This window comes from Pseudoruminococcus massiliensis, from assembly GCF_900291955.1.
GTDB lineage: Bacteria > Bacillota > Clostridia > Oscillospirales > Acutalibacteraceae > Pseudoruminococcus > Pseudoruminococcus massiliensis.
This window is the reverse complement of record NZ_OLMR01000012.1, coordinates 1-22,168: the sequence shown is the minus strand read 5'-3', so window position 1 is coordinate 22,168 and position 22,168 is coordinate 1. Positions and strand designations below refer to the sequence as shown.

The 22,168-nt window shown below is 43.0% G+C and carries 31 protein-coding genes and 1 pseudogene; 8 read left to right on the top strand and 24 right to left on the bottom strand.

Annotated features, from left to right (window positions below; translation table 11 throughout):
• Positions 1–257 precede the first annotated feature (257 nt).
• The 22 genes from C9914_RS11010 to C9914_RS10915 all read right to left on the bottom strand — a co-directional run bounded on the left by C9914_RS11010 (position 258) and on the right by C9914_RS10915 (position 12,046).
• Entirely contained in the window at positions 258–458 is a 201-nt protein-coding gene (locus C9914_RS11010) for a holin (RefSeq protein ID WP_022264535.1), read from the bottom strand.
• A gap of 4 nt (positions 459–462) precedes the next feature.
• Complete coding sequence (locus tag C9914_RS11005) at positions 463–711, bottom strand: hypothetical protein (RefSeq protein WP_022263805.1); 249 nt, start codon at positions 709–711, stop codon at positions 463–465.
• Between the two features lie 16 nt (positions 712–727).
• A complete protein-coding gene (locus C9914_RS11000) occupies positions 728–1,411 on the bottom strand; it encodes a hypothetical protein (RefSeq protein WP_106765408.1) in 684 nt (227 codons plus the stop codon).
• Entirely contained in the window at positions 1,402–1,746 is a 345-nt protein-coding gene (locus C9914_RS10995; protein ID WP_106765406.1) for a hypothetical protein, read from the bottom strand. The genes C9914_RS11000 and C9914_RS10995 overlap by 10 nt, the downstream gene beginning before the upstream one ends.
• Complete coding sequence (locus tag C9914_RS11570) at positions 1,739–1,885, bottom strand: hypothetical protein (protein WP_022263685.1); 147 nt, start codon at positions 1,883–1,885, stop codon at positions 1,739–1,741. Before C9914_RS11570 ends, C9914_RS10995 begins: the two co-directional genes overlap by 8 nt.
• A gap of 11 nt (positions 1,886–1,896) precedes the next feature.
• Entirely contained in the window at positions 1,897–2,763 is an 867-nt protein-coding gene (locus C9914_RS10990) for a hypothetical protein (RefSeq protein WP_106765405.1), read from the bottom strand.
• 102 nt (positions 2,764–2,865) lie between these two features.
• A complete protein-coding gene (locus C9914_RS10985) occupies positions 2,866–3,264 on the bottom strand; it encodes a TM2 domain-containing protein (RefSeq protein ID WP_022263660.1) in 399 nt (132 codons plus the stop codon).
• Positions 3,265–3,350: 86 nt separating this feature from the next.
• A complete protein-coding gene (locus C9914_RS10980) occupies positions 3,351–3,629 on the bottom strand; it encodes a Gp15 family bacteriophage protein (protein ID WP_242972129.1) in 279 nt (92 codons plus the stop codon).
• A gap of 32 nt (positions 3,630–3,661) precedes the next feature.
• Positions 3,662–4,015 carry a hypothetical protein gene (locus tag C9914_RS10975; RefSeq protein ID WP_106765401.1) on the bottom strand — a complete coding sequence of 118 codons (354 nt, stop codon included), beginning with the start codon at positions 4,013–4,015 and terminating at the stop codon, positions 3,662–3,664.
• Positions 4,012–4,185: a hypothetical protein gene (locus tag C9914_RS11865; RefSeq protein WP_242972128.1), complete on the bottom strand. Its 174-nt coding sequence runs from the start codon at positions 4,183–4,185 to the stop codon at positions 4,012–4,014. Before C9914_RS11865 ends, C9914_RS10975 begins: the two co-directional genes overlap by 4 nt.
• A 258-nt stretch (positions 4,186–4,443) precedes the next feature.
• Positions 4,444–4,719 (bottom strand): type II toxin-antitoxin system YafQ family toxin, encoded by a 276-nt coding sequence (locus C9914_RS10965; protein WP_106765400.1) that lies wholly within the window; start codon positions 4,717–4,719, stop codon positions 4,444–4,446.
• A complete protein-coding gene (locus C9914_RS10960) occupies positions 4,716–4,985 on the bottom strand; it encodes a type II toxin-antitoxin system RelB/DinJ family antitoxin (RefSeq protein ID WP_106765398.1) in 270 nt (89 codons plus the stop codon). Before C9914_RS10960 ends, C9914_RS10965 begins: the two co-directional genes overlap by 4 nt.
• Before the next feature lie 64 nt (positions 4,986–5,049).
• Positions 5,050–5,388: a hypothetical protein gene (locus C9914_RS10955; RefSeq protein WP_106765397.1), complete on the bottom strand. Its 339-nt coding sequence runs from the start codon at positions 5,386–5,388 to the stop codon at positions 5,050–5,052.
• Complete coding sequence (locus C9914_RS10950; RefSeq protein WP_106765395.1) at positions 5,385–5,756, bottom strand: head-tail connector protein; 372 nt, start codon at positions 5,754–5,756, stop codon at positions 5,385–5,387. Before C9914_RS10950 ends, C9914_RS10955 begins: the two co-directional genes overlap by 4 nt.
• Positions 5,757–5,762: 6 nt before the next feature.
• The gene (locus C9914_RS10945; protein ID WP_106765393.1) at positions 5,763–6,746 is read right to left on the bottom strand and encodes a hypothetical protein; all 984 of its coding nucleotides are present in this window, start codon (positions 6,744–6,746) and stop codon (positions 5,763–5,765) included.
• A gap of 17 nt (positions 6,747–6,763) precedes the next feature.
• Positions 6,764–7,357 (bottom strand): hypothetical protein, encoded by a 594-nt coding sequence (locus C9914_RS10940; RefSeq protein WP_106765392.1) that lies wholly within the window; start codon positions 7,355–7,357, stop codon positions 6,764–6,766.
• Between the two features lie 188 nt (positions 7,358–7,545).
• Positions 7,546–7,719 (bottom strand): hypothetical protein, encoded by a 174-nt coding sequence (locus C9914_RS11565; protein WP_158707410.1) that lies wholly within the window; start codon positions 7,717–7,719, stop codon positions 7,546–7,548.
• A 46-nt stretch (positions 7,720–7,765) separates the two neighbouring features.
• Positions 7,766–7,957: a hypothetical protein gene (locus C9914_RS10935; protein WP_106765389.1), complete on the bottom strand. Its 192-nt coding sequence runs from the start codon at positions 7,955–7,957 to the stop codon at positions 7,766–7,768.
• 4 nt (positions 7,958–7,961) lie between these two features.
• Positions 7,962–9,701 carry a phage minor capsid protein gene (locus C9914_RS10930; RefSeq protein ID WP_106765388.1) on the bottom strand — a complete coding sequence of 580 codons (1,740 nt, stop codon included), beginning with the start codon at positions 9,699–9,701 and terminating at the stop codon, positions 7,962–7,964.
• Positions 9,702–9,704: 3 nt separating this feature from the next.
• The gene (locus C9914_RS10925; protein ID WP_158707409.1) at positions 9,705–10,961 is read right to left on the bottom strand and encodes a terminase small subunit; all 1,257 of its coding nucleotides are present in this window, start codon (positions 10,959–10,961) and stop codon (positions 9,705–9,707) included.
• A 201-nt stretch (positions 10,962–11,162) separates the two neighbouring features.
• A complete protein-coding gene (locus C9914_RS10920) occupies positions 11,163–11,558 on the bottom strand; it encodes a hypothetical protein (protein ID WP_106765384.1) in 396 nt (131 codons plus the stop codon).
• Complete coding sequence (locus C9914_RS10915; RefSeq protein WP_242972127.1) at positions 11,558–12,046, bottom strand: DUF4417 domain-containing protein; 489 nt, start codon at positions 12,044–12,046, stop codon at positions 11,558–11,560. The genes C9914_RS10920 and C9914_RS10915 overlap by 1 nt, the downstream gene beginning before the upstream one ends.
• On the opposite strand from C9914_RS10915, the pseudogene C9914_RS11955 reads away from it, so the two are divergent.
• Positions 12,042–12,374, top strand: a pseudogene (locus C9914_RS11955) (recombinase family protein); the annotation flags it as partial. The gene C9914_RS10915 and the pseudogene C9914_RS11955 sit on opposite strands and share 5 nt — an antisense overlap.
• Positions 12,375–12,429: 55 nt before the next feature.
• On the opposite strand, the gene C9914_RS10905 reads toward C9914_RS11955, so the two are convergent.
• Positions 12,430–13,464, bottom strand: coding sequence for a hypothetical protein (locus C9914_RS10905; protein ID WP_106765380.1), 1,035 nt, complete (start codon positions 13,462–13,464; stop codon positions 12,430–12,432).
• A gap of 85 nt (positions 13,465–13,549) precedes the next feature.
• Here C9914_RS10905 and C9914_RS12045 point away from each other — a divergent pair, with 85 nt between their 5' ends.
• The 7 genes from C9914_RS12045 to C9914_RS10860 all read left to right on the top strand — a co-directional run bounded on the left by C9914_RS12045 (position 13,550) and on the right by C9914_RS10860 (position 21,997).
• Positions 13,550–13,789 (top strand): integrase core domain-containing protein, encoded by a 240-nt coding sequence (locus C9914_RS12045; RefSeq protein WP_106765378.1) that lies wholly within the window; start codon positions 13,550–13,552, stop codon positions 13,787–13,789.
• A 107-nt stretch (positions 13,790–13,896) separates the two neighbouring features.
• Positions 13,897–14,079, top strand: a complete 183-nt coding sequence (locus C9914_RS10895; protein WP_242972126.1) for a TnpV protein — start codon at positions 13,897–13,899, stop codon at positions 14,077–14,079.
• Positions 14,080–14,293: 214 nt separating this feature from the next.
• Positions 14,294–14,998 (top strand): TetR/AcrR family transcriptional regulator, encoded by a 705-nt coding sequence (locus C9914_RS10890; protein ID WP_408003198.1) that lies wholly within the window; start codon positions 14,294–14,296, stop codon positions 14,996–14,998.
• Positions 14,995–20,142, top strand: a complete 5,148-nt coding sequence (locus tag C9914_RS11925; RefSeq protein WP_276329549.1) for an InlB B-repeat-containing protein — start codon at positions 14,995–14,997, stop codon at positions 20,140–20,142. The genes C9914_RS10890 and C9914_RS11925 overlap by 4 nt, the downstream gene beginning before the upstream one ends.
• Positions 20,143–20,242: 100 nt before the next feature.
• The gene (locus tag C9914_RS11560; protein ID WP_158707408.1) at positions 20,243–20,575 is read left to right on the top strand and encodes a hypothetical protein; all 333 of its coding nucleotides are present in this window, start codon (positions 20,243–20,245) and stop codon (positions 20,573–20,575) included.
• Positions 20,572–21,345 (top strand): AAA family ATPase, encoded by a 774-nt coding sequence (locus C9914_RS10865; protein WP_242972124.1) that lies wholly within the window; start codon positions 20,572–20,574, stop codon positions 21,343–21,345. The genes C9914_RS11560 and C9914_RS10865 overlap by 4 nt, the downstream gene beginning before the upstream one ends.
• Positions 21,346–21,637: 292 nt before the next feature.
• Positions 21,638–21,997, top strand: coding sequence for a plasmid recombination protein (locus C9914_RS10860; protein WP_242972123.1), 360 nt, complete (start codon positions 21,638–21,640; stop codon positions 21,995–21,997).
• A 31-nt stretch (positions 21,998–22,028) separates the two neighbouring features.
• Here C9914_RS10860 and C9914_RS10855 read toward each other — a convergent pair.
• The coding region (locus C9914_RS10855; RefSeq protein WP_158707400.1) for an IS3 family transposase at positions 22,029–22,168 on the bottom strand (140 nt) is incomplete at its 5' end.

The following is a 22,168-nucleotide window of genomic DNA, read 5'->3' as shown; positions in this document are numbered from 1 at the left end:
ATAACAATGCTTGTAAGAGTGTCTTTGCCAAGATGAGCTTTGCGAGATTAGTTGCTCCAAGCGTCAATATCCTTTTCAGCAATCTGGCTATTCTTTTCGGCAATCTCAGACTCATAAGTACTTACTTGCACTTTATAATTTTCAATCTGTTTTTTACATTCTTCTAATTCTTTTCTTTCTTCGGGGATAAATGGTTTTAAATCACCTGAAAATTTCTGTATCTTTCCATAAATAGCTGCTTCTATAATGCTTATTTATTATTCCTCCACTTCAGGCAATCCAGCTATACTTGTAAGTACAGACAAAACACCAGCCAATAAACTTGCTGATGCTACCGCAAGCCAATTTACATCTTGCATAACTGCTGCTACGCCAATCGTAGCCACCGCTGTTTGAGCCATTGTCTTTATTGCTCTGATACCCGCAGCCTTAAACCAAACCTTTGTTTTATTTTTCATATTATTACTTCCTTTCGCTTTCTAAATCGGCAATTCTATGATTAATAATTTTAAGTTGTTCTTCTTGTACACTTGTTTTTTCTTCGAGGTGATACATTCGCTCAACTAAATTATTATGTTTATCTACTTTCTTTTCTAATTCACTTATACGATAGGTTGTTAATTTATTACCTGCTAAAATACCGCCAAAAGTACCGATAAGTGCCAATCCACCAGAAATAAGTGCAGAAATCACGCTTGAATCCGTATCCATCACTCCTTGATTTTTATCAATGTATTGCAATCAATAGCGAATTAGGATTGGTTCCTGAACTTTTTATAGTTCCAGTTTTTATCATACCTGCGTCAATACTTCCGGAGGAAATTTGACCAGCGTCAAGAGTGCCTGTCTTAATGGCATTTCCATTTAATGTACCAGCAATAATGGTATTACCATTTAATGTATTTGCTTTTATAGTATCTCCATCAAGAGTACCTGTTTTAATATCTTCGCCACTCAGTGTGTCTGCTTTTATAGTATTACCATTTAAAGTGCCTGACTTAATGAGATTTGCGTTTAAAGTTCCTGCATTTATCCAATCGGCAACTATACCTTCTGTTGCAAGGATTTTTAAAACAGCATTTCCATTTTTATCAACTCCTGCTATATAGGTCTTTCCACCGTCAGATGATATAAAAATACCGTCAACAGTCTTTTTCCATATTGTTTTGCTATCGGATAAATTTTCTTTATCGTGCATATAACAAATAATTGAGCCGTCGTCTTGAGTTTCTATGGTTTCATAATACCCCATAGCATTTGTTGCAAGCCGATTCATCTGCTGTACCCTAATGTCATACTCGGATATTTGCATTTCTGTTTGCTTTTTAGCCATAGCAATTATTGTAGCCGACTGACTTCCTCCGGCACGATTCTTTTCGTTGAATGTTTCTGCGTCACAAGCTATCTGCATTTTATTGTCAATGTTAAAGGTAACATTTGTAATATATGTCTTGTAAGCATTTCCGCTGTAATCATATATCGCCCTGTCATATATCCACCCGACATTATGTCTGGATATGTAAGCATTACAACTGCACCCTTGTTTTTGCAAAAATTTGCAAGCTTAGAAGCCTCTACCCACGAAAGCATGGTCCAAGTAAAGCTTAGAGTGCGTTTCTGTGCGATAATGTCCTTTGACATCGAGCCGTCACGAGTAGAGCGACCGCTCTCATCACTTGATAAGTCTGATAACTGCCAAGTACAACCTGTCGGAGAACTCATTTCAATACCGTTTATTTTAAACATTCAAAGCACCTCCATAACGCCTATTTTTTCTCTTACGAACCTTAACAATTTTTCTTTCTATAAGCTCGCTATCAAGATATGTATTGTTTACATACTGCGTTTCTTCGCTGTTGAGCAAATCATATATTTTCTGCAACATTCTAATAACCCTTAGCCAAACATTTCACTAAGAGCATTAGAAGCCATTTTTGCATATTCTGTAAGCGTTTGAATTGCTGATGTGAGATTTTGCACAATAGCTGTTGCCACTTTTAATATAGGCTGTCCTATAACAGCAAGCAATTGATTCCAAGCCTCTTTTAAGTTACCTGTTACATTCTCCCAGCCGTCCGCTTCTCGTGCCGCCTGCCCCATAGCATCTGAAAGCTGGTTAGCGTCTTTGACCATTTGCAAAAGTGTAAGCTGTTTCTGCGATTCTGATAAATCCTGAAATGATTTACCATACAGCTTATTTGCGGCAGTATTTCGAGTTGTTTCTGTACAGGACAAACCGAGAGCTGCGTCGTTTTCATAGTTGCCTTTGAGGAATGATTTCAGGCTTTCTGCGGTATCTTCAAGTGAACGGTCATAATATGCCGCACTATCTGCTGTGACCTGCAAAGCCTCTTCCATCATCGAAAGAGCGTTTGCAGAATCCATTCCAGTAGTTTTTGCAAAAGCATAAATACTCGTTCCTACGCCTTGCAAGCGTGACTGAACTATACCGCTTGAATCTGCAACTCTTTTCATAGCTGCTTCGGCATTGCCTTGTAAATTACCGAAAGTTTGCGAAAGCTGAGAGTTTGCGGCATTAACGCTTGCCGCCGATTCTACGCAATCTTTACCGAACTTTATTACTGCCGCCGCACTGAAAGCTGCCGCAGCTGCACCTGCTATCTTCTTAAAAGCTCCACTAAAAGAGCTTTTCATTGATTTAGCCGCATTATCAGCAGTCTTGTTTAAGTTTTTTAACGACTTTCTGAATTTACCTGAATCAAGATTCATCTCAAGAGCTATCTGACCTACTATATCACTCAATATAATTCCTCCTTTCATCTAAAAATTGCAAAATAAAAGCGCACACCATTTCTGATGTACGCTTTTATTTTTTTGCGTGTGAATTTTAAAAATTCCATATACTTACTTTTTTACTGGCAAGCCGTTCCCGTCTTTGAATGTACCACTTAAAACTTTAATTATGTCATAAATATAACCAAAGAAAAAGCCTCCACAGGTAAGTAGCCAGATAAAACCTGAACCAATTTTCCCAACATAAAAACGATGTATACCAAAAAAGCCGAGTGCGATCGCAAGTATTAAAGTTAGCTTTTTACTTTTCGGACTGCACGCAACACCTCTTACAGCATAACCAACATTATTTCGCTTTGGCGAAGCTTTTTCACTGCTTATAATATTCTGAACAATAATTGTTGGTTGACCTCCGCTGTTGTTTTGTGTTGGATACTCAAGTTCAGTTCTGCAATAAGGGCAAAGACGATACTCACTTCCAACTTCTGCACCACAATGTTTACATTGCATTTCACACAACCTCCTGAGAATTTTGTAATTATTTGTCAAAATATTACCATAAATCACAAAATTTTTCAAGAGTTTTGTCAAATATTTTATTTAGTCGCTGATATAAACATCTGTTTGAATTGCTCAAGAGCCATAGCCGAATCCTGTTGAGTAACATGCTTTGCTCTGCGGTTTCGCCAATCTGAACGGATTTTCTTTTGATGTGCGGTGAAGTACTTTAGCCTTTCTGGGTCGTTTTCTGCTCGTATCTGCACAATTCTGCCAAGTGGTGAATCAGCACTCAAGCCACGCAGAAGCGAGCAAAATTCGTCCCATTTCATATGTTTGAAGTCCTCTGAATATATCCTGACCCCATACTCCGACAAAAACGAGGAAACTATTAAATCAAAGTCCTCTATTATGTCGTAGCAAGGGTCGCTGTTTCCCCCGGCTCTTCACCGCCTGCAACGAGTTCAACTGCCGACTGTACAAGAGTTGTGAAGTCCTCAAAATTAAGCTTTAACTTCTTGAGCTTCTGCATTTCTGATTCATCAAAGAGAATATTGCACATATCACTTATAGTTTCAGGTGTGACATTGCCGTTCAGCTTTGGCAGGATTTCAAGAAGTGCTACTGCCTCATCATTCACTATCAAAATTGTATCCTTAATTTTAATTTGTGGTTTCTGCTCAAAATTGAGCTTATCTGAGTAGTAATAATCAGCAATATTAAACCCTTTAAGCCAATTCCGTATATCAGCTAAATAAATCATCTCATCAACCTTCTCATAATTATTGCAAAAGCTTTATTACAGAAATCTTCGTGCTTTCCGCCTTTTTGCCAATCCTCGAACCAGTGAGCCTTTGCGTTTGGATTCTCATCTTTTTTGAAATTGTATTCAGGGTGATAGTAAAGGCGGCGAGCATAAGGTGTTGAAGACACAATAGAAACTTTGCCTTGATTACTTTTTGATGTATCAACAAAACTGCTTTCGTTCTGCAGTGCTCCTGTGTCTCTTGGAATAACCTGTGCTTGAACTACCTCCGTATGAGTGCTTCTGCCGTCTGCTCAAGAGCTGCCTGTGCTTTTGCTGTAATAGCTTTTATTGCTGTTTGATTTATCTTAATTTTTGATGTGACTTTCATATGAAGTTCCTTTTTAACATAAGAAAAGCACCTTGATTTCTCAAAGTGCTTAATCTTAAAATAAATCGCTATGTGTGCCTGTTCTGCAAAGATAAAGTATAAGCTCGTCACCGTCATACTCATAAATAAGCAGCCAATCTGGTTCTAAGTGGCATTCATGTTTTCCTTTATAATCTCCTATAAGAATATGGTCGCTATACTTTATGGGCAATGTTTCACCATTTGCAAGCATATTAACAACACTTTTCAAAACATTTATATTCTTATGCTGTTTCTGTGCTTTCTTATAGTCCTTCTTGAATTGGCTCGTGAATTTAACTATATATTTCATTTATCCAAATCCTCAAATAATTCATCAATATCAGTATATCCTTTATATAATTCTGGGTGTTTTTTCATCTTCTCAACTTCAGCAAATGCAGCCTCTGTTTCAGAATTATATTTGCGAATTACAAAAGGTATACCATTAAATTCTATTGCCTGTTGGATAAAAAGGTTTATTGCGGTACTCATATCCATTCCAAGTGAAGAAAACAATTCTTGAGCTTTTGCTTTTTTCTCTGCATCGATTCTAATATTTATATTTGACATAGCCATAATATCATCCTCCTTGATATTATATTATCACATTGTTAATACATTGTCAATACAGATAATATAATTATATCAAGTCCAATCTCGTATAATTGATTGTGCCGTCAGGATTTCGAGCTTTTTCACCCTGATAGATTTTCCGCTTAACTCCATTCACAATAATCTCGCCGTTTGAAAGCGTCGATAATTCAAGGGCAATATCACCGATAAAATAAACCTGTGCAGATAATTGCACAAGCTGTTTATCGGCTGTAAGAACGGTTTTAGCCTTGTCTTGATAATTGCATAAGGCATTGATTTCAAGAGCATTTAGCGGTTCTCCGTCCTCACTTAAACCCTCTTGATATACTGTAATCGTAATCGGTGTAGTACATACAGATTTAAGCACCAAACAAGGATATTTCATCTCAGCACCCCACAGCACAAGCCTGTTGACATCAGCCTGCTATAAGTAATCTGACGAACTATACAGCCATTCTTAACGCAAACACCTGTATTATAGTCAAACTGCATTGATACGCCGTTTATGCCGTAAGATTTAAGCACTGTATCGAGCATATCTGCATATTCATCATAGAACTGCACAATCTCGCAACAGCACTCTGTTATGGTTTCCTGTTGATAATCCGTTAAATTATCAAAACCCTTTCCTATGATTCTGTTATAGGTCAAAGTGTCAATTATTCTGCTTGCTTTACGGACAAGATTATCAAAGCTTTCAGGCACTACCGTATAATACTTTAGATAATCTGCTTCCGTTGCATAATTCTGCATAAATCATCACTCCACATAAGAACAGTAGATACCTGCAAGCTTGTTTTCATAGCAATATGCATAAAGGTTATTGTTGCGGTACTTAAATACATGGCTGTCGCCCTGTTGGTCCTGGTCTGGTGAGAAATACTTGATGTACTGGTCGATGGCACAAACGGCAGCGGACTTTTCAACGCAGAGGAAGTTTACATTCTTGCCAACGCCAACAAGCTCATAATAGGTATTCAAAGCAGATTTTGCAGGAGAAGAAACCTCTGAATAAATGCCACCACTTTCAGTGTAATACTTCTTGTCCTTTACAATGTCTGTGTCTTTAGTCTTTACATACTGACCTTCGGATTTCTTAAAGCCGTAATTTGTAGTACCGTCATTAAGAGTTATTGCAGTATACATTCTTGTCTGAGGTACTTCGATTATGCTCGAAAACTTAGAAAGAACTGCCCTTGACTGAGTTGTATCAAGGTCGTCAATACTTGTTCTGAGTGTCGGTGTGATGAAGAGTATACGGCTTTCTGTTGGTACTTCTAATTCGTCCATTGTGTTTGAGCAAGCACGCAAAGCACTAATAACTTCCGAGCCATTAGAAAGCTTTTCAGCTTTTGTTGTAATACCCTCTGTGCTGCAAATCTTCGCAATTCGTGCGGCATCTGTTTCAGGTACAACCTTAGTACGGATAAATTCGCCTGAAAGCTTTGCAAATGGAGTTTCGAGAGCCTCGTCATTATCAAGTCTATCAATTCTTAAATCCTGAGAACGCTCCTTATCATACTTGACTGTTTCCCACACAAAAGATGTTGAACCTTTTGTATAACCGTCGTTACGGCTGAAATTGCCAAGTCCGTCCATATCAAGCTTAGCAATCTTTATTTCGCCATTACTGCCCTTTTTTACTGTTACCTCATCGCCCTCAAGGATTGAAGTTTTACTTGCTTCCTTATAAACCTCGTCAAGCAATGGAAGATATACTGTTGATAATTCAATATTATTCATAAAATTTCCTGCCTTTCTTAATTTTTAAGTCCGAACGCTTTTCTAAGCATAGCGTTCTGTTTTTCTTTGTCTTCGCTGTTATCGCCGTCAGCACCGATTTTCTGAAAACCACCCTTTGATGTTTCGCCTTTAAGCTGTGGAACATCTTCAAGGACCTTGCTTACAGCTGATTTCAGCTTTTCATCATTGATTTTTCCACTTTCATCGGTAACGCCCGAAAAATCAGCCAATTTTAAAATATACGGTACCGTATCGGCTGAAATACCAAGCTTGAAAGCAGTAAGCGTTGCTTGCTGATTAAGTCTTGCGGTCAGCTCTGACTGCTTGTACTGCTCGATTTGAGCCCGCATAGCACTAACATCGGGCTTATTCTTTTCCCTGTTCGTTTTATAGGTATTTATTGCCTGTGTTATCTCCTCCTCGGTCATTCCCTGCTGTGCAAAGTATGACTTCAAGGCGGCATTGCTTGCTCTCTGTTCTCTCGCCTGTACCATACTATCAAGCTGTTCCTGTGTATAAGTTGCCTGTGTTCCGCCTTTGGCGGTGTTACCTTCTCCGCCCGTATTATTCTGCTGAGCGTTAGCAGTCTGTTGTGTTTGCTGTTCTGACATAATATTCTCCTCCGTTTTATGCCCGTCGGCTTATTCCTCAGCTTTTAACGCCGTCAGAGTTTTGGGCATTAAAAAAGCACCTTGATTTTTCAAAGTGCTTAGTTTCTTTTTATGAAGCGTTCTTCTATAAATTCTCGAAAATCCATTATTTCACCTACTTTTAAGAAATCTATTTTGAAAATTCAAAATTAAATTTTCAAGAAATCTTCTATGTATGCTCTTTTTAATCGTTTTTTAGCTATTCTGCGATTCTTTTTCTTCTGCTTTGACCAGCCTCTGTGATTATTTGCCCAGCACGCATAGTGATGAGAAAATTCTGACTGATAAGTCTTTGACATGATTTTTAATATATTCCTACTCATTCTCGTACCTACTTTCGGGCATAGAAAAACCGCTCACAAGGAGCGGTTAAATTAAGCCATCAGCTACCAAAGCATCATGGTATGCTTTAGCGTGGATTCTATTATATTCTTCATACGCTTTTTTTATATTTGCTGGGGCATTATCCTCATCAAATACAAGTGCTAATCCTTCTGGCTTTAAATATGGCTTAACCATTTTCCATAAATTTCTCTCATCCTCAGAAGCTACAATACGCATAACATCACCCTCCTATCATCTTTTTAACTCGATATTCTGTATATACCTCATCAAGTCGTGGTATCTGTTCATTCAATTTATTTGAAGCATACTCACTTATACCAAAGATATTATATCCCCTTTTTTGAAGTTTTTCAAGTTTTGGAGCAAACTTTTTATTCAAATATTCGATATATTTGCCAAAATCTGTAATTTCACCAAATTTTCTTTTATACTTATCTGCGTCCTGCCAATGTATAAGCTCGTGCAGAATCGTACTGATTTCGCTATCTGGACAAGCAAAATCTTTTTGTAGTTCAACTAAACTGTCCGTATTAAATAGCACAGAATTTATATTAAGAATATTTTCAATAGGCTGATATGAAGCCACTGCATTTGAAGTCATCTCATCAGGTGAGATTATATAAATCTTGGGCTTATTTACAGAATCTATTTCACCTAACATCTTATAAACTTCACTGATATTTGTATCAAATTTATGAAACGCTTTTCGCTTGATTTTTACACTTTCTGATAAATAAATATCATTTGCTGATGTAGTCTTATGCAAAGTTATCTCTTTATCTTTTCTTATAAACCTTTCAATTTCTTTTGTTTCAGTTATTGGTTTATAATATTGTGCTTTATCATTATTGGAAACAGAAAAGCTATGTGCCTTTTCCCTCCACTGTTCAGCCCTTGCACCATAAGCTCTTTTATTATCTTTATCGAGGGAAAACTTAGACATACGCTCCATTCGCTCAGCTTCGTTCTGAGCGTAGTTTTGCTTCTGGGCATTGTTATATCTCTCCGCAAGTTCGTCAAGCTCATCGGCGGTATATTGGCTGTTTTTGGGCGGTGTGCTTATGCCCTCAAAATATGTAGTGTGTGCGTCCTTGCAATTTGGGTGATATAAGCCGTTCTTTATAGCCTCGGACAAAAGCGGATATTTAACGCCCGTAACGGGAGATATGCCGTTCTTGGGTCCTCCACTCCACACATCATCAATGAACACTCTGCCAACGAAAGGAGCACACAACGGACAAGGGTTTCCTCGCTTATTCAGAATGACGGTATATATTCCCCACTCCTGCCTTTTAGCACCCTCGCCTTGAAGATATGCTCTTTTATTTGCTGTACGCAGTGCCATTTCTGCATAAGACTTGATGTTTACTCGCCTACCGTTTCGGTACTCGATACAGTTTATGCCAGCTGAAAGAAAGTCTTTCGTTGCCATATCAACAGCTTTTGCATAAGTTCCCGCACCAGTATTTGCCATAACCTGAGCATTGAATATAATCTTGCGGTATCGGTCATTAGCCATTCTTAAAACAGCAATTTCAGCTTTTTCCATATCGTGAGTAGTTGCTTTAATCAAAGAATTAAGCTTTCTTTCGTTCGTCTTGAAAAACTCTCCCGTTGTTTCAGCCACACCAGTAAATGCTGGCTTGTTTTTGCCTTTGCCTTTGAAACCACGCTTTATAGCTTGTAAAATCTGTCGTTCCTGCTTAGTGCCACCGTCGTTATAGGAATCCCGCAAGGCTCTGCGGATATGCTCATTTATAGAATTATACTGACTTGTAAATCTCTTGCTGTTCTTTCTCTTATAGACTTCAAGTGCCTTGAGCTGTTCTACCTGCCATTGTGACCATTCTATGCCGAGCTTTGATTCTTCGGCTCTATGGCGGCTTAAATTCCTAATCATCGAAGCTATAAGCTCATTTTCGATTTTTTCAAAAGCCTTACCAATATCGTAATCAGACATTTTTTAAATCCTCATTTTTATTGGTTCTTCAATGAATGTTTCTGCTGATTGCTGTGAAACACCCAATGTTGATACTACAATAGAAATTGCTGCACCTCTTGATATAGCACCATCTTTATATGATTGTATGATATTCAATAAGCTTGCAATTTGTGCGCCGTTAAGCTTACTTGTAGCCGCATTGGAGCTGTCATTCAGTATAGGCTCATCTATGTTATTTGTGCTATCGACTGCTAAGCTTTCAGCAGTCATACTGTTAAGCATTGGCTCGTTCATATCCTGCACGCCCTGTTCAGCTTTCAGCCTTGCGACTTCCTGTTCTTTCCATTCGCTGTCTTTGCTGTCACCATAAAGCTCCTCAACACAGCTTTCAGTACTCATAATACCGCCCTGCTTTGCCTTAGTTACTGTTTCAACAACAGCTTCAAAACTTGGGTTAGCATATTCTCCAAAGTTTATAGCAACAGTCGGAGGAATAATATCAAACTCGTGCCATATCTGATAACCACAGACAACAGCTTTTACAAGCTCCGGCATAAATTCTTCCACAAGCTGTACAAGGTTTCCTCTGGTATATAGAGTAGTTTTTTCTTTTTCTCTCTGTGCTTCGGCATTATCCATCTTTTTGACATCAATGCCGAGCGTTGACGGTGATATTATTCCCTGCAAACATAAATCAAGGGCTGTTATGTATGTTTGCAAGTAGCTTTCGTGTGGGATATTAGGCTGGTCGAGAGTGATTTTATTACAGCCTGTTTCAGACATATCGTTATTTGTTGAAATATATCTGTTATCAAAGGCATTAGGTTTAATAATCATACCAGTATCAGGATTTCGAGGTAACAGACATTCCGGTATATAGCTCTTTGAACGAGATGCCCTGAGTGCGTCCATCCACTGTGACCATGCTTCGTCGAGTGCATCAAAATCATCTGTCTTACCGTCAAATATATTGCTTCCTCTGCTCTTATACTGTTCACTGTCGCCGAATATACAAGGCACAGCAAGCATTATGTTTTCGTCAAAGGTAACGCCCTTGCCGTCAATCCATTTCGTTTGTTCTATTGAATTAGGCGGTATCTCATCGCCATTTTCTCTATACAGACGATATTTTATATAACCGTAGCCATAATGCTCTTTGAGTGTGTATTTTTCTTTGTTGTCGATATAGCCCGCCTTAATCGCACTCTGAACGATGTTACCGCTCTGCACATAATATTCGGAAAACTTCTTTTGTCTTGCGTTTAATTTGTCTTTCACGGTGTCACCGTCCTTTCGTAAAATAAGCAAAAGAAAAGACAGCACATTGCTGTACTGTCTTTGATAGCCACCCGGATTTGCACCGGGGTCTTTCGTGAATCTTTGGCAACCAAAATCTATTGAGGCTAAGTAGCTTTGCTAAATAACATGGAAATTGGTTTTAACTCAATGTTCAGCCAAAGCGAACGTTCTCCTACTCTACTATGACTTATCAACTTTATTTTCCCATATTTCAATTACTTTGTCAACAATTTTCTGCTCTTTTTCACTCAATTTAAAAGTACCTTTTTCATTGTGGAAATATCCCTTATGTGTATGCGGTACAGTCCATTCACCGCTAATTCTATGCGGGTGATCAATGTCAACTTGTTTGTATCTTTTGTTATGTTTGTCAAAATAGATTATAGATTTCAGTTTATCTTGATTGCTTACAGTTACATATACTCTGCCTTTAGTCATCGTTTCAAAAGGCGGTGTTATATTGCCTTTGTTAATTTTTATAAATTTGATATTACCTGATTGATACACTGCTTTATATTCTGTACCGTACTTCTTGCCCTTATCACTTATACCGCTTGAAGAGCCTCTTCCACCCATTATTTTGACCTCATAAATTTTTCCTGAAACGATTTTATATTAATAATATTTCCTGCACATTCTTCGGGAACCTTGCCGTAGAAAATGACTGTTTCAGGCTGTAAATGTTTCATCATTTCGTTGTAGCCTTTCAAAAATAACTCTTTTGCCGTTTTATTATTTTGAGTTCCAATGCTTGAAACAGCAACTGTGCTATGCTTTGGTTCTCCGTCAAAACACCATTCAAAACTCTTTTCATTACTCCAACATATCGTGGGGATTACCTCAATGCCATACATCTGCCAATATGCCGCAAGCCAATGTTTGCGACAATGATTATAAATCTGCAACGCTGTCGGATAATCAGCGTAAAGGCTGAAATCAGGCGATAATACACAATTAAATTTTTTAAGCAAATCTATGTATCTTTCAGGATTATTCCATAATCTCATAAACTGATAATCATTGAGAAAGAAATGAATACCACAATCTGTTTTCTTGCTACTCATCAGCCACAAGGAGAATATCGACACCGACACGCCTACGGGCAAATTCATGTTGACCGTGTTCGCTGCCCTCTCTCAGTTGGAGCGTGAGCAGCTCAAACAGCGACAGCGTGAGGGCATCGAGATCGCTAAGGCGCAGGGAAAGTACATGGGGCGGAAGCCTATCAAAATCGACTGGACGAGGTTCGGTCAGCTTTATGGGGAATGGAAGTCCAAGAGTATCACAGGGCGTGACTTTATGTGGAGAATGGGCTTGTCGACTAACACTTTCTATCGCCGTGTCAGGGAGTATGAATCGGAACACGGCATTGCCGAGCCAACCTCTGCTTGACAGCTCCCTCAGACGAACGGAAACGCCCCCTGAACTATCAGAGGGCGCTCATTGATTATTTGCCTGGCAGCGAAGCGAGTAAAGGAGATAGCCGTTTGTATATCACTCCTGTTTCCTCACTTGCAAAAGACTTCATAAGAGCATTGTTGACTTGTTGTTTAGTTTTAGATTTGAGGATTGCCTGAATGATAATCTCTTTTTTCTGCTTATACTTCTTTTCCTTAAAGTGCTGACCGAAGAAAGAGCGTACCTGTGCTTCTCTCTTATCTGGCTTAGTTTTCTTTTTAGATGGAGAAGCAGTTTTTTTCTTAGGTGCTGATTCTTTCTTTACCGTTGACTCAGTATTTGAAGTAATGACGGGTGTGTCAGTTGGTGGCATTGTTCTTACTAACTTGATCTTCTCGCCGTTCAGATACCTCTGCTTTAACTCCTCATTTGAAAAGATATAATTTAAGTCTCCAGTAATAACATCAACCGTAGTGTGATCCTGAGATTCCAGAAATCTTCGAGTATCGCCTGATTGTTCTAACTTTTGATTAAGTGCTTCGATGATTGGATCTCCTGAAGGTAGCTTGCCCTCACCGGATAAAAAATGATCCTGCGTATCAATCGAAAAATCGAAATGAAATTTATTCGTATTGTTCTTATAGTACCAAAGTGAACGGTCACATATTGTTTTGCATAAATATGTAACATCGACAATCATAGTACGCAGCTTAACAATAGGGGTATCAATAAATAAAGTCGTACACATTTCTGTACCATCTCCAAGAATCAGCATAAATCTGTCGAGCTGGTTTGCTTCATCCTTGATCTTGTTGCTGTCTATATTCGGAGAACCAGCATGAAGAAAGGTATTTCTGAGATTATATACGATTTCACCACTCAGATACGGATTACCACTATCGTCTGACATATACTCTCCGAGATACTTATTATACCACTCAATATAGCGCTTTGCAGTAGATGTTTCGTTTGGATATTCTGCTGCACCGCATATATCAGGCAATGCAAGCGACATAGCTAATGCAGAAAAATAGCTTTTATTCTTTAGAGCATTCTCTATATCATTGACATATAGTTCTACCATAAATTACTCCTATTCACATATTTGTGGCTTTCTCATAGAGCTTCCAGACAATTAGTATTTCGTTAGGGTGTCTGTCAGTTATGATATGCGCCACAACTATGATTTGAATTTATATAGAACGGGAAATAGCTGTTTCAATAGACTTTGGACCAATGGAATTATTATATCACAACACACTTTCAAAAGCAACTTTTATAACATAACTTCATCTTCAAATGTAGAGATGATGGATGAACTAACTATGAAATACATAAATTGGTATAACTATGTTCGTCCTCATTCATACAATAATTATTTAACACCAATGGAGGCTCGTTACAGGTAGATATTTATCGAACAAAGTGTTACAAAAAAGCTTGACCACAACATATCACCGTAAGCAATCCGGGCAGAAAGCCAGAGAAGCAATATAAAACCAAGGAGGACGACACAATGGAAGAATTCATCACGGACGAACGGACAGGCTTGCGCTATGAGCTTGTCGGGGACTACTATCTGATCGCCGGAGAGGACGAGCCGGAGGGCAGACCCATCGGCATTTGGGGACAGCGACACCTGCGGTATATTCGCAGTGCTGCTATGGAAATCGTTTCGAGTGAGCTTATATACTGTTAATACTAAGTAAGAAAAGTCGCTGTCAACAGACAGCGGCTTTTCCTTTGCGGGTAGTATTCAAGAAGTCATAAAGTTCCGTGAGTAATGGAAGAAACCAGCGTTTGCGGAAATGTCACAATTTACGGAGGTAAAGTTTCAAATTCCACTTGCCTTTTTTCACTTGTTATGATATTATTGGTATATATACTAAAACGCTTAAAGAGAGGTGATATATTTGCGGAGAGACAGCAGTGAAACAAAGAGGAAAATACTGACCGTGTGCGTCCGTCTCTTTCTGGAACAGGGGTATAAAAACACCTCTGTCAGTCAGATTGTGGACGAAGCAGACGTGGCAAGAGGAAGTTATTTGAATTTGTTTCCGACCAAGGACAGAGTTTTGCTGGATTTGACCGAAACGATGTTCGGCGGACAGTTCGGCATGGCAAGAAGCATCGCAGACAGCAAACTGCCACCGGTTTACGCTTATGCGGTGGAAACGGCGATCCAACTGACCCTGACTGAACTGAATGAGAACCTGCGAGAAATCTACATTGAAGCCTATTCCCTGCCCGACACATCGGAATATATTTACCTGCATACCACAGCAGAGCTGAAGCAGATTTTTGGTGAAAATTTCCCCGATGATACCGAGAGCGACTTTTACGAGATGGAAATTGGCACGGCAGGATTGATGCGCAGCTATATGGCGAGAAAATGTGATATTCATTTTCCATTGGAACGCAAACTCAGCCGCTTTTTGACGGCATCAATGAGAGTATATCGTGTACCGGAGGAAGAACAGGCAAAGGTGCTTGCCTTTATTCAATCACTGGATATCAAGGCGATTGCCACAGAGGTTATGTATAAGCTGTTTGCTATGCTGGAAATGAAATACGATTTTAAGCTGTCTAGAGACGGCGAAACGGAGGTAACAACATGAGAAAACGATTATTCAGTATCCTGCTCGTCTTTTGTATGATGACGAGCTTTGTACCGATGATGGCAAGCGCAATTGAGATTTATATTGACTTGACCATTGTCGGTCAGGCAAACTTAACGCTCGAGGTTGTGTCAGGCGACAGCATTGACAATATCAAGGAGAAAATTCAGGAAAAAACGGGCTTTTCTCCCGATGCGCAAAGACTGTTTTTGGGCGAAAAAGAGCTTGAGAACGGGCGCACGATGGCAGATTACAATATTCATAAGGAAAGCACGCTGCGCTTGCGTCTGCAAAGGAAGGTACAGCTTGGCACAGATGCACTAAGTAAAAATGTAAACACAGTGAGCGCACCGACCGTGTATTTCGGGAAAAACCAAGAAAATAAGCCTGCCGCATGGCGAGTTATCGGCTATGACGGAAGCGGTGTTGCCGGCGCACAGGGGGATATGACCCTGCTTGCGGCAGGCGCTATGGGAGTTATACCATTTGCCGATATCATATTATACAACGAATACGCACCGAGTAATTTGAAAACCGCGATAGATGCGCTTGCGGAAAAGCTGACGACAGAAGAAAATGCTGCCGTAAAGAAACGGGCGCTTACAAGCGGAAGTTACAACGGAGAAAATACCGACTGTGTAGCGGGAGGGCAGGTGGATAACGCTGTATTTTGGCCGCTTTCCACAAAAGAGGCTATTGCGGTAAACAACGATCTGCGTGCCTTGGATCCTGCGCATCCGAATTGGGTGACAAGTAGTTGGTACCTGCGCTCTCCTGGCTCCAAGACTTTTTATGTCGCCATCGTGAGTAGTGATGGTTCTGTTCAATACTCTGGGGTCTCTATCCGCAAGAAAAATAATCATCGGACTGTTCGTCCCGCTTTTAACTTAAATCTGAACTCTGTCCTTTTTGCATCTGCCGACGTGGGCGGAAAGCCCGACGGAGGATTGACAGCAGTCCCCGAATACAGCGGCAATGAGTGGAAGCTGACGCTTTTAGATAGTAGCCGCAGTTTTGCCGTAACGGAAAAAGCTGTCAGCGGCGACCCCGGCGATACCGTTACGCTGAATTACAAAGGGGCGACCACAGGGATAAATGAATATATCTCCGCCATCATTGCGGATAGCAGCGGCGCACGGTATTATGGCAGAGTAGCACAGCCTACTGCCAAAAGCGGAACGGTTGAAATCAAAATCCCGTCTAACATTGCACCGGGCAGCTATACCCTGAAGGTCTTCAGCGAACAGTATAACGGCGATGATAATACCGATTACGCAAGTAATTTCACAGACATTGCGCTGACGGTGGAAAATCAGCCTGACGAGCAGTTTACCCTCGCCCCCGGCGGCAGATATTATTTTGACCTGTCGGCGATGGGGATTCCCGGCACGGTGAACAGCACCCTTGACGGCGGCACCCAAACAGACGGCACCCTGCACTATGTGCCCTTCACCTACGTGGGGACGGTGGACGCTTATTCGCTGGATAGTGCAGCTGACACCGATACCACCTCCTACGAACACAGCCTGTTCATTGCGAATTACAACGTGACCCATTTCGTGAGTTGGGATGCACTGGACAAACAAGGGCTGATCTTCGGAAAGACTTACTCAAGCGGAAGCATCGACTATACCATGCGCGCCCCGTCTGCAGGAACCGCCTATAACGGCCACTATGGCGAAAGCGGTATTCCCGCCAATAATGAATGGGACACAATTTTGAAAAAATCCGGTCAGGATTCAGAAGACAACACAACCGGGTATATCAAAAACTGGTGGCCGATGGCTTCCTGGGGGCAGGACACCTGGAGCAATGATACGTGGAGTCGTACGCTCCGCGGGTACACTTCGGCGCACTTCTGCTACGGTCATCCTGCAACCGGTTCTATTGAGGACCTCGGTTTCCGCCCCGTCCTTGAAGTCCTGAACCCTGACACACTGGGCTCTGACGGGATGAAGGTCGTTACCCTTGACCTTGGCGGCGGCACGCTGGGTAATAGCTCCGAGGATATTCAAATCATCGTGAAAACCGGCAGCACGTTTACCGCGCCTGCGTCCGACGGTCTGAACCGCCCGGACGGAGATACAGGCAGCTACTTCATGTGGCTCGGAAGCAACGGGAAGCTCTACGCCCCCGGTGCCAGTGTTCCGGCGGACGTTACCAAGCTCACGGCGCAGTTTGCTTTATCAGAACAGTTTTTCCTCACCCCCGGCGGCAGATATTATTTTGACCTTTCGGCGATGAATATTCCCGGAACGGCAAACGGCGGAAACTCAGATGGTGCGGTTTCTTTGCCGGATACGTCGCTGCACTATGTTCCCTTTACCTATGTGGGAACGATAGAAGCCTACAAACTCACGTCTGCGACGGCAACCACCGAGGAGTATGCACAGCAGAACAAATATCCCCACAGCCTGTTTGTGGCGGACTATGCCGTAACGCATACGATTAGCTGGGGGGGCCTGAATGACGAAGGTCTGATTTTCGGCAAAAATTATGCCAGCGGCGGCGTGGACTATACCCTGCGCGCACCGTCTGTGGGAAGTAACTCTACAGGCTCGGGTGAGTCCCAACACGACACGCCGTCAAATAATGAATGGGACAGGATACTGGACAAGAACAGCGGATATATCCAAAACTGGAATAAAATGTATTCGTGGGGACAGGATACTTCTTCTGCCGCCGAGTCGTTCCGGGCGTACCGTGGGTACAACTCGGCCCGCTTCTGGTATTACACCTCGTCCTCGTTTCGGAACGTCTACCTCGGTTTCCGCCCCGTCCTTGAAGTCCTGAACCCTGGCACACTGGGTTCTGACGGACTAAAGGTCGTTACCCTTGACCTTGGCGGCGGCAAGCTGGGTAATAGCTCCGAGGATATTCAAATCATCGTGAAAACCGGCAGCGAGTTTACCGCGCCTGCGTCCGACGGTCTGACCCGCCCGGACGGGGATGCAGGAAGTTTCTTTATGTGGCTTGGCAGCAACGGTAAATTCTACGCCCCCGGCGACAGTGTTCCGGCTGAGGTGACGAAACTGACGGCGCAGTGGACAGCCCCGACCTACGCCGTAACCTTGAATACGAACGGCGGCACGATCAACAGCGGCAATGTCACCGAATACACCTACAGCGTGGGTGCAACACTCCCGACAGATGTGACGCGCACCGGGTACACCTTCAAGGGCTGGTATTACAACGAAAATCTGACCGGCTCTCCTGTTACGGCAATCGGCGACACCGAAACGGGCAACAAGGAATATTGGGCGAAGTGGGAAATCAATCAATATACCGTCACAGTCAAGCCCGAAAACGGCGAAGCGGATATTACCATAACGCAGGATTACGGCACACCAATTACCGCCCCTGCCGACCCGACAAGAGAAGGATATACCTTTATCGGCTGGGATAAAGCAATTCCTGCAACCATGCCTGCGGAGAACATGACCATCACGGCAAAATGGAAGGTTAATTCGTACACGATCACCTTTGACACCGCCGGCGGCAGTGAAATTGCCCCGATTACGCAGGATTACGGCACGCAGATTGCCGCCCCTGCCGACCCGACAAGAGAGGGCTACACCTTTATCGGCTGGGACACGGAAATTCCCACGACCATGCCTGCCGAGAATATAACTGTCACGGCAAAATGGAAGGTTAATTCGTACACGATCACCTTTGACACCGCCGGCGGCAGTGAAATTGCTCCGATTACGCAGGACTACGGCACGGCGATTACCGCCCCTGCCGACCCGACAAGAGAGGGCTACACCTTTATCGGCTGGGATATGGAAATTCCCACGACCATGCCTGCGGAGAACATGACCATCACGGCAAAATGGAAGGTTAATTCGTACACGATCACCTTTGACACCGCCGGCGGCAGTGAAATTGCTCCGATTACGCAGGACTACGGCACGGCGATTGTCGCCCCTGCTGACCCGACAAGAGAGGGCTACACCTTTATCGGCTGGGATATGGAAATTCCCACGACCATGCCTGCGGAGAATATAACTGTCACGGCACAGTGGAAAGATAGCGAAAAGCCCACGGGCGAAATTAAAATCAGCGAGAACAGTTGGAAAGCGTTCCTCAACAACATCACCTTCGGCCTGTTCTTTAAGGACACGCAAACGGTGACGATAAACGCCGCCGACAACAGCGGCGAGTCGGTTACGGTTGAATATCTGCTGTCAAATAAGGAACTGACAAAAACGGAGCTTGACGGCATGACCTTCACAGCGTACACCGCACCGTTCGGCATTGACCCCGATAATGAATATATTATCTATGTTAGACTGACCGATAAGGCGGGCAATACGGACTACATTTGCTCGGACGGTATCGTGCTGGACGGAACAAGCCCCGTAATCAAGGGCATAGAGAACGGCAAGACCTATTGCGAGGCACAAACCGTTACCATTGACGAGAAGTATATCGATACCGTTATTGTCAATGAAACGAAGGTCACACTCGATGAAAACAACAGTTTTGTTCTCTCTCCTGCGGACGGCGAACAGAAAATCATTGTCACCGATAAGGCAGGCAACACCGCTGAAATGACCGTTACGGTCAATGACGGACACACCTTCGGTGAATGGGCATCGAACGGCGACGGCACCCATACCCGCACCTGCACCGTTGACGGATGCTCTGCAGGCAAGCAAACGAAGAATTGCATCGATGCAAACAAAGACCATAAATGTGATATCTGCGATTATATAATCAGCGAGTGTGCAGACGATAACAAAGACCACAAGTGTGATTATTGCGGCAAGAAGCTGACTGAGCACACCGGCGGGAAAGCGACCTGCACCGAAAAAGCGGTATGCGAAGTCTGCGGTAAAGCCTACGGTGAGTTTGATGCAAACAACCACTCTGACCTCAAGCATATCGACGCAAAGGCGGCGACCAAGGATGCCGAGGGCAATATCGAGTACTGGTACTGCGAAGGCTGTGGCAAGTATTTCAGCGACAAGGACGGTACAAAGGAAATCAAAAAAGCCGACACCGTAACGGCGAAGTTGAAAGACGATTCCAAACTTCCACAGACCGGCGATACAAGCAACCTTGCACTGTGGCTTGCCCTGTTCGGCGGGGCAGCTATTGGCACAACGATTGTCAGCAGAAAGAAAAAGTACAACAGATAATTGAATAGCGTTCCCCTGCTCGATCTTCCGAGCAAGACAAAAGCGTCGTAGCAATACGGCGCTTTTTTGTTACCCGGAAGTGACAAACAGCGGCTTTTGAATGGTTGGCGGTAAAGGATACCGCCGTCAAAACAAAGCTGCTCATATCGAAAGAAAACGCCCAAAAACGCCCCGAAACTATACAGCGGGGTCAGGTTTTGGGCGTTTCTGCGTTTCGGGAGCAAATCGACAATTCGGCAGCGAAAAGGAGGTGTCCGTTATGCCCCGTATGCCGAAATACCTCAAGAGAGAATGGGCGTCCTTTCTTGATGAGCGTGGCAGGAAGAAATATAACGAGCTTTGCAGGAAATGCGAAAGGAGCTGCAAGAAGAGCTTCCGTGCCACCGTTATCCAATGCCCGCACTATCTATCGAAAAGGAGAACAAGACAATGACAGACTATCCGAACAACATTTCCACAAAGCTGGAAATCATCAAGGCAAGCGAGATTACCCCGAAAGAGGTGCGCTGGCTGTGGTATCCGTATATTCCTTTCGGCAAGGTCACACTGCTGCAAGGCAACCCCGGCGACGACAAGAGTAAGCTGATGCTTTCTCTTGCCGCTTTGCTTTCCAAGGGAGCGCCGCTGCCCTTTGCCGATGAGGACGATGCAGACGATACCGTTGTGCCGAGATTTAATTCGGCGGGCGGTGATGGGGACAGGCTCATCTTCATCAAGAAGGATGAAAAGAGCCTGACCTTTGGAGACGACCGTATCCGTGAAGCCGTGGAGAAGTACCACGCCAAGCTGCTGATTCTCGACCCGATGAGTTCGTATATCGGTGACACCTGCTCGATGAACAACGCCAACGAAACAAGAGCTGAGTTCAACCACCTGATTGTCGTTGCTAAGGACACCGGCTGTGCCATCGTTATCATCGGCCATATGAACAAGGCGAAGGACACAAGCCCCCTCTATCGCACCAATGACTCTATCGACATTGCCGGAGCAGCGAGAAGTATTCTTGCCGTCACACGCACGGCAAACAAGCAGAACCCCGCCGAGCGTTATCTGGTGCAGGTCAAGAGCAACCTTGCGCCGATGGGTTCGGCTATTCTCTTTGAGGTGGCCGACAAAGGCGTAAACTTTCTTGACGAGCTGGAGTTGAGTGCGGAGAAAGCGGCAAAGGATTTTATTCGTTCCCTGTTGGCGGGCGGTAGGTAGCTGGCTTCAAGAAATCAACCTACAAGAAGAAAGCCGGAGTTCGCTCTGTGAAGGACGGCTTTCTTTGGTACTGGACTTTGCCGGAGGTTGAAAAAACGATTGAGAATGGGCAGGAAGTCACGGACGAGGACGACCTGCCTATTTGATTGAGGTTTTGAGGGAGGTCAAGGGAGGAAAGCCCTTGCCCACGACATCTTTGCAGCGAAGCTGAAAGTGTCATAGTGGGTTACGCACTTTGAAAAAGTTGCGTAACCCGCACCCCCGCCCTTTCCGCTGACTGGAGGTGATGAGAATGGCGGAAGGAAACTGGAGCGTTGTTCGAGTGGAGAAAATCTCCGCAGAGGGAGCGCAGAAAACCGAGCGACACAATGAGCGCAAGAATGAAAGCTACGCAAATCTTAATGTAGACACCGAGCAAATTGCTCGCAATGTTCACTTCAAGGACACGGGCGGTTTGACCTACAACGAGTATTTCCAGCGGCTCATTGACGAGGGCAAAATCTCCACAAGAGGGCAGAAAGCCGGTGCAACGATCTTTAACGAGTTGGTCATTGATGTGAACACAAGGTACTTTGAGGAGCACGGTGGATACGAATACGCCAAGCAGTTCTACGAGGAAGCCTACCGTTTCGGCTGTGAGATTGGACCATAGTCAATAAAGTAGACAAGTAAAAGAGCAAATTTCACAAAAAATTTATTTCTGCCTGATCAGGAGAGAGGCCGTTATTGTGAGAATGAGGTCTGAAAGAATTGTAGAAACCGTTGATATACTGAAAAATGCTCAGTTTCAGTTCATCAAAGGAAGAGTAAGTTCTGCGGTTGG

Coding starts and splice junctions, on each gene's coding strand:
- C9914_RS11560 (WP_158707408.1), top strand. CDS start 20,243: ATGGTTGGCGGTAAAGGATACCGCCGTCAAAACAAAGCTGCTCATATC.
- C9914_RS10995 (WP_106765406.1), bottom strand. CDS start 1,746: ATGTTTAAAATAAACGGTATTGAAATGAGTTCTCCGACAGGTTGTACT.
- C9914_RS10940 (WP_106765392.1), bottom strand. CDS start 7,357: ATGTCAGAACAGCAAACACAACAGACTGCTAACGCTCAGCAGAATAAT.
- C9914_RS10960 (WP_106765398.1), bottom strand. CDS start 4,985: ATGGCTATGTCAAATATAAATATTAGAATCGATGCAGAGAAAAAAGCA.
- C9914_RS10935 (WP_106765389.1), bottom strand. CDS start 7,957: ATGCGTATTGTAGCTTCTGAGGATGAGAGAAATTTATGGAAAATGGTT.
- C9914_RS10975 (WP_106765401.1), bottom strand. CDS start 4,015: ATGATTTATTTAGCTGATATACGGAATTGGCTTAAAGGGTTTAATATT.
- C9914_RS10915 (WP_242972127.1), bottom strand. CDS start 12,046: ATGAGTAGCAAGAAAACAGATTGTGGTATTCATTTCTTTCTCAATGAT.
- C9914_RS10950 (WP_106765395.1), bottom strand. CDS start 5,756: ATGCAGAATTATGCAACGGAAGCAGATTATCTAAAGTATTATACGGTA.
- C9914_RS12045 (WP_106765378.1), top strand. CDS start 13,550: ATGCGCCACAACTATGATTTGAATTTATATAGAACGGGAAATAGCTGT.
- C9914_RS10905 (WP_106765380.1), bottom strand. CDS start 13,464: ATGGTAGAACTATATGTCAATGATATAGAGAATGCTCTAAAGAATAAA.
- C9914_RS10955 (WP_106765397.1), bottom strand. CDS start 5,388: ATGAAATATCCTTGTTTGGTGCTTAAATCTGTATGTACTACACCGATT.
- C9914_RS11570 (WP_022263685.1), bottom strand. CDS start 1,885: ATGTTGCAGAAAATATATGATTTGCTCAACAGCGAAGAAACGCAGTAT.
- C9914_RS10865 (WP_242972124.1), top strand. CDS start 20,572: ATGACAGACTATCCGAACAACATTTCCACAAAGCTGGAAATCATCAAG.
- C9914_RS10930 (WP_106765388.1), bottom strand. CDS start 9,701: ATGTCTGATTACGATATTGGTAAGGCTTTTGAAAAAATCGAAAATGAG.
- C9914_RS10945 (WP_106765393.1), bottom strand. CDS start 6,746: ATGAATAATATTGAATTATCAACAGTATATCTTCCATTGCTTGACGAG.
- C9914_RS10920 (WP_106765384.1), bottom strand. CDS start 11,558: ATGGGTGGAAGAGGCTCTTCAAGCGGTATAAGTGATAAGGGCAAGAAG.
- C9914_RS10965 (WP_106765400.1), bottom strand. CDS start 4,719: ATGAAATATATAGTTAAATTCACGAGCCAATTCAAGAAGGACTATAAG.
- C9914_RS10895 (WP_242972126.1), top strand. CDS start 13,897: ATGGAAGAATTCATCACGGACGAACGGACAGGCTTGCGCTATGAGCTT.
- C9914_RS11005 (WP_022263805.1), bottom strand. CDS start 711: ATGGATACGGATTCAAGCGTGATTTCTGCACTTATTTCTGGTGGATTG.
- C9914_RS10860 (WP_242972123.1), top strand. CDS start 21,638: ATGGCGGAAGGAAACTGGAGCGTTGTTCGAGTGGAGAAAATCTCCGCA.
- C9914_RS10985 (WP_022263660.1), bottom strand. CDS start 3,264: ATGCAATGTAAACATTGTGGTGCAGAAGTTGGAAGTGAGTATCGTCTT.
- C9914_RS11565 (WP_158707410.1), bottom strand. CDS start 7,719: ATGAGTAGGAATATATTAAAAATCATGTCAAAGACTTATCAGTCAGAA.
- C9914_RS11000 (WP_106765408.1), bottom strand. CDS start 1,411: ATGCAGATAGCTTGTGACGCAGAAACATTCAACGAAAAGAATCGTGCC.
- C9914_RS11010 (WP_022264535.1), bottom strand. CDS start 458: ATGAAAAATAAAACAAAGGTTTGGTTTAAGGCTGCGGGTATCAGAGCA.
- C9914_RS11925 (WP_276329549.1), top strand. CDS start 14,995: ATGAGAAAACGATTATTCAGTATCCTGCTCGTCTTTTGTATGATGACG.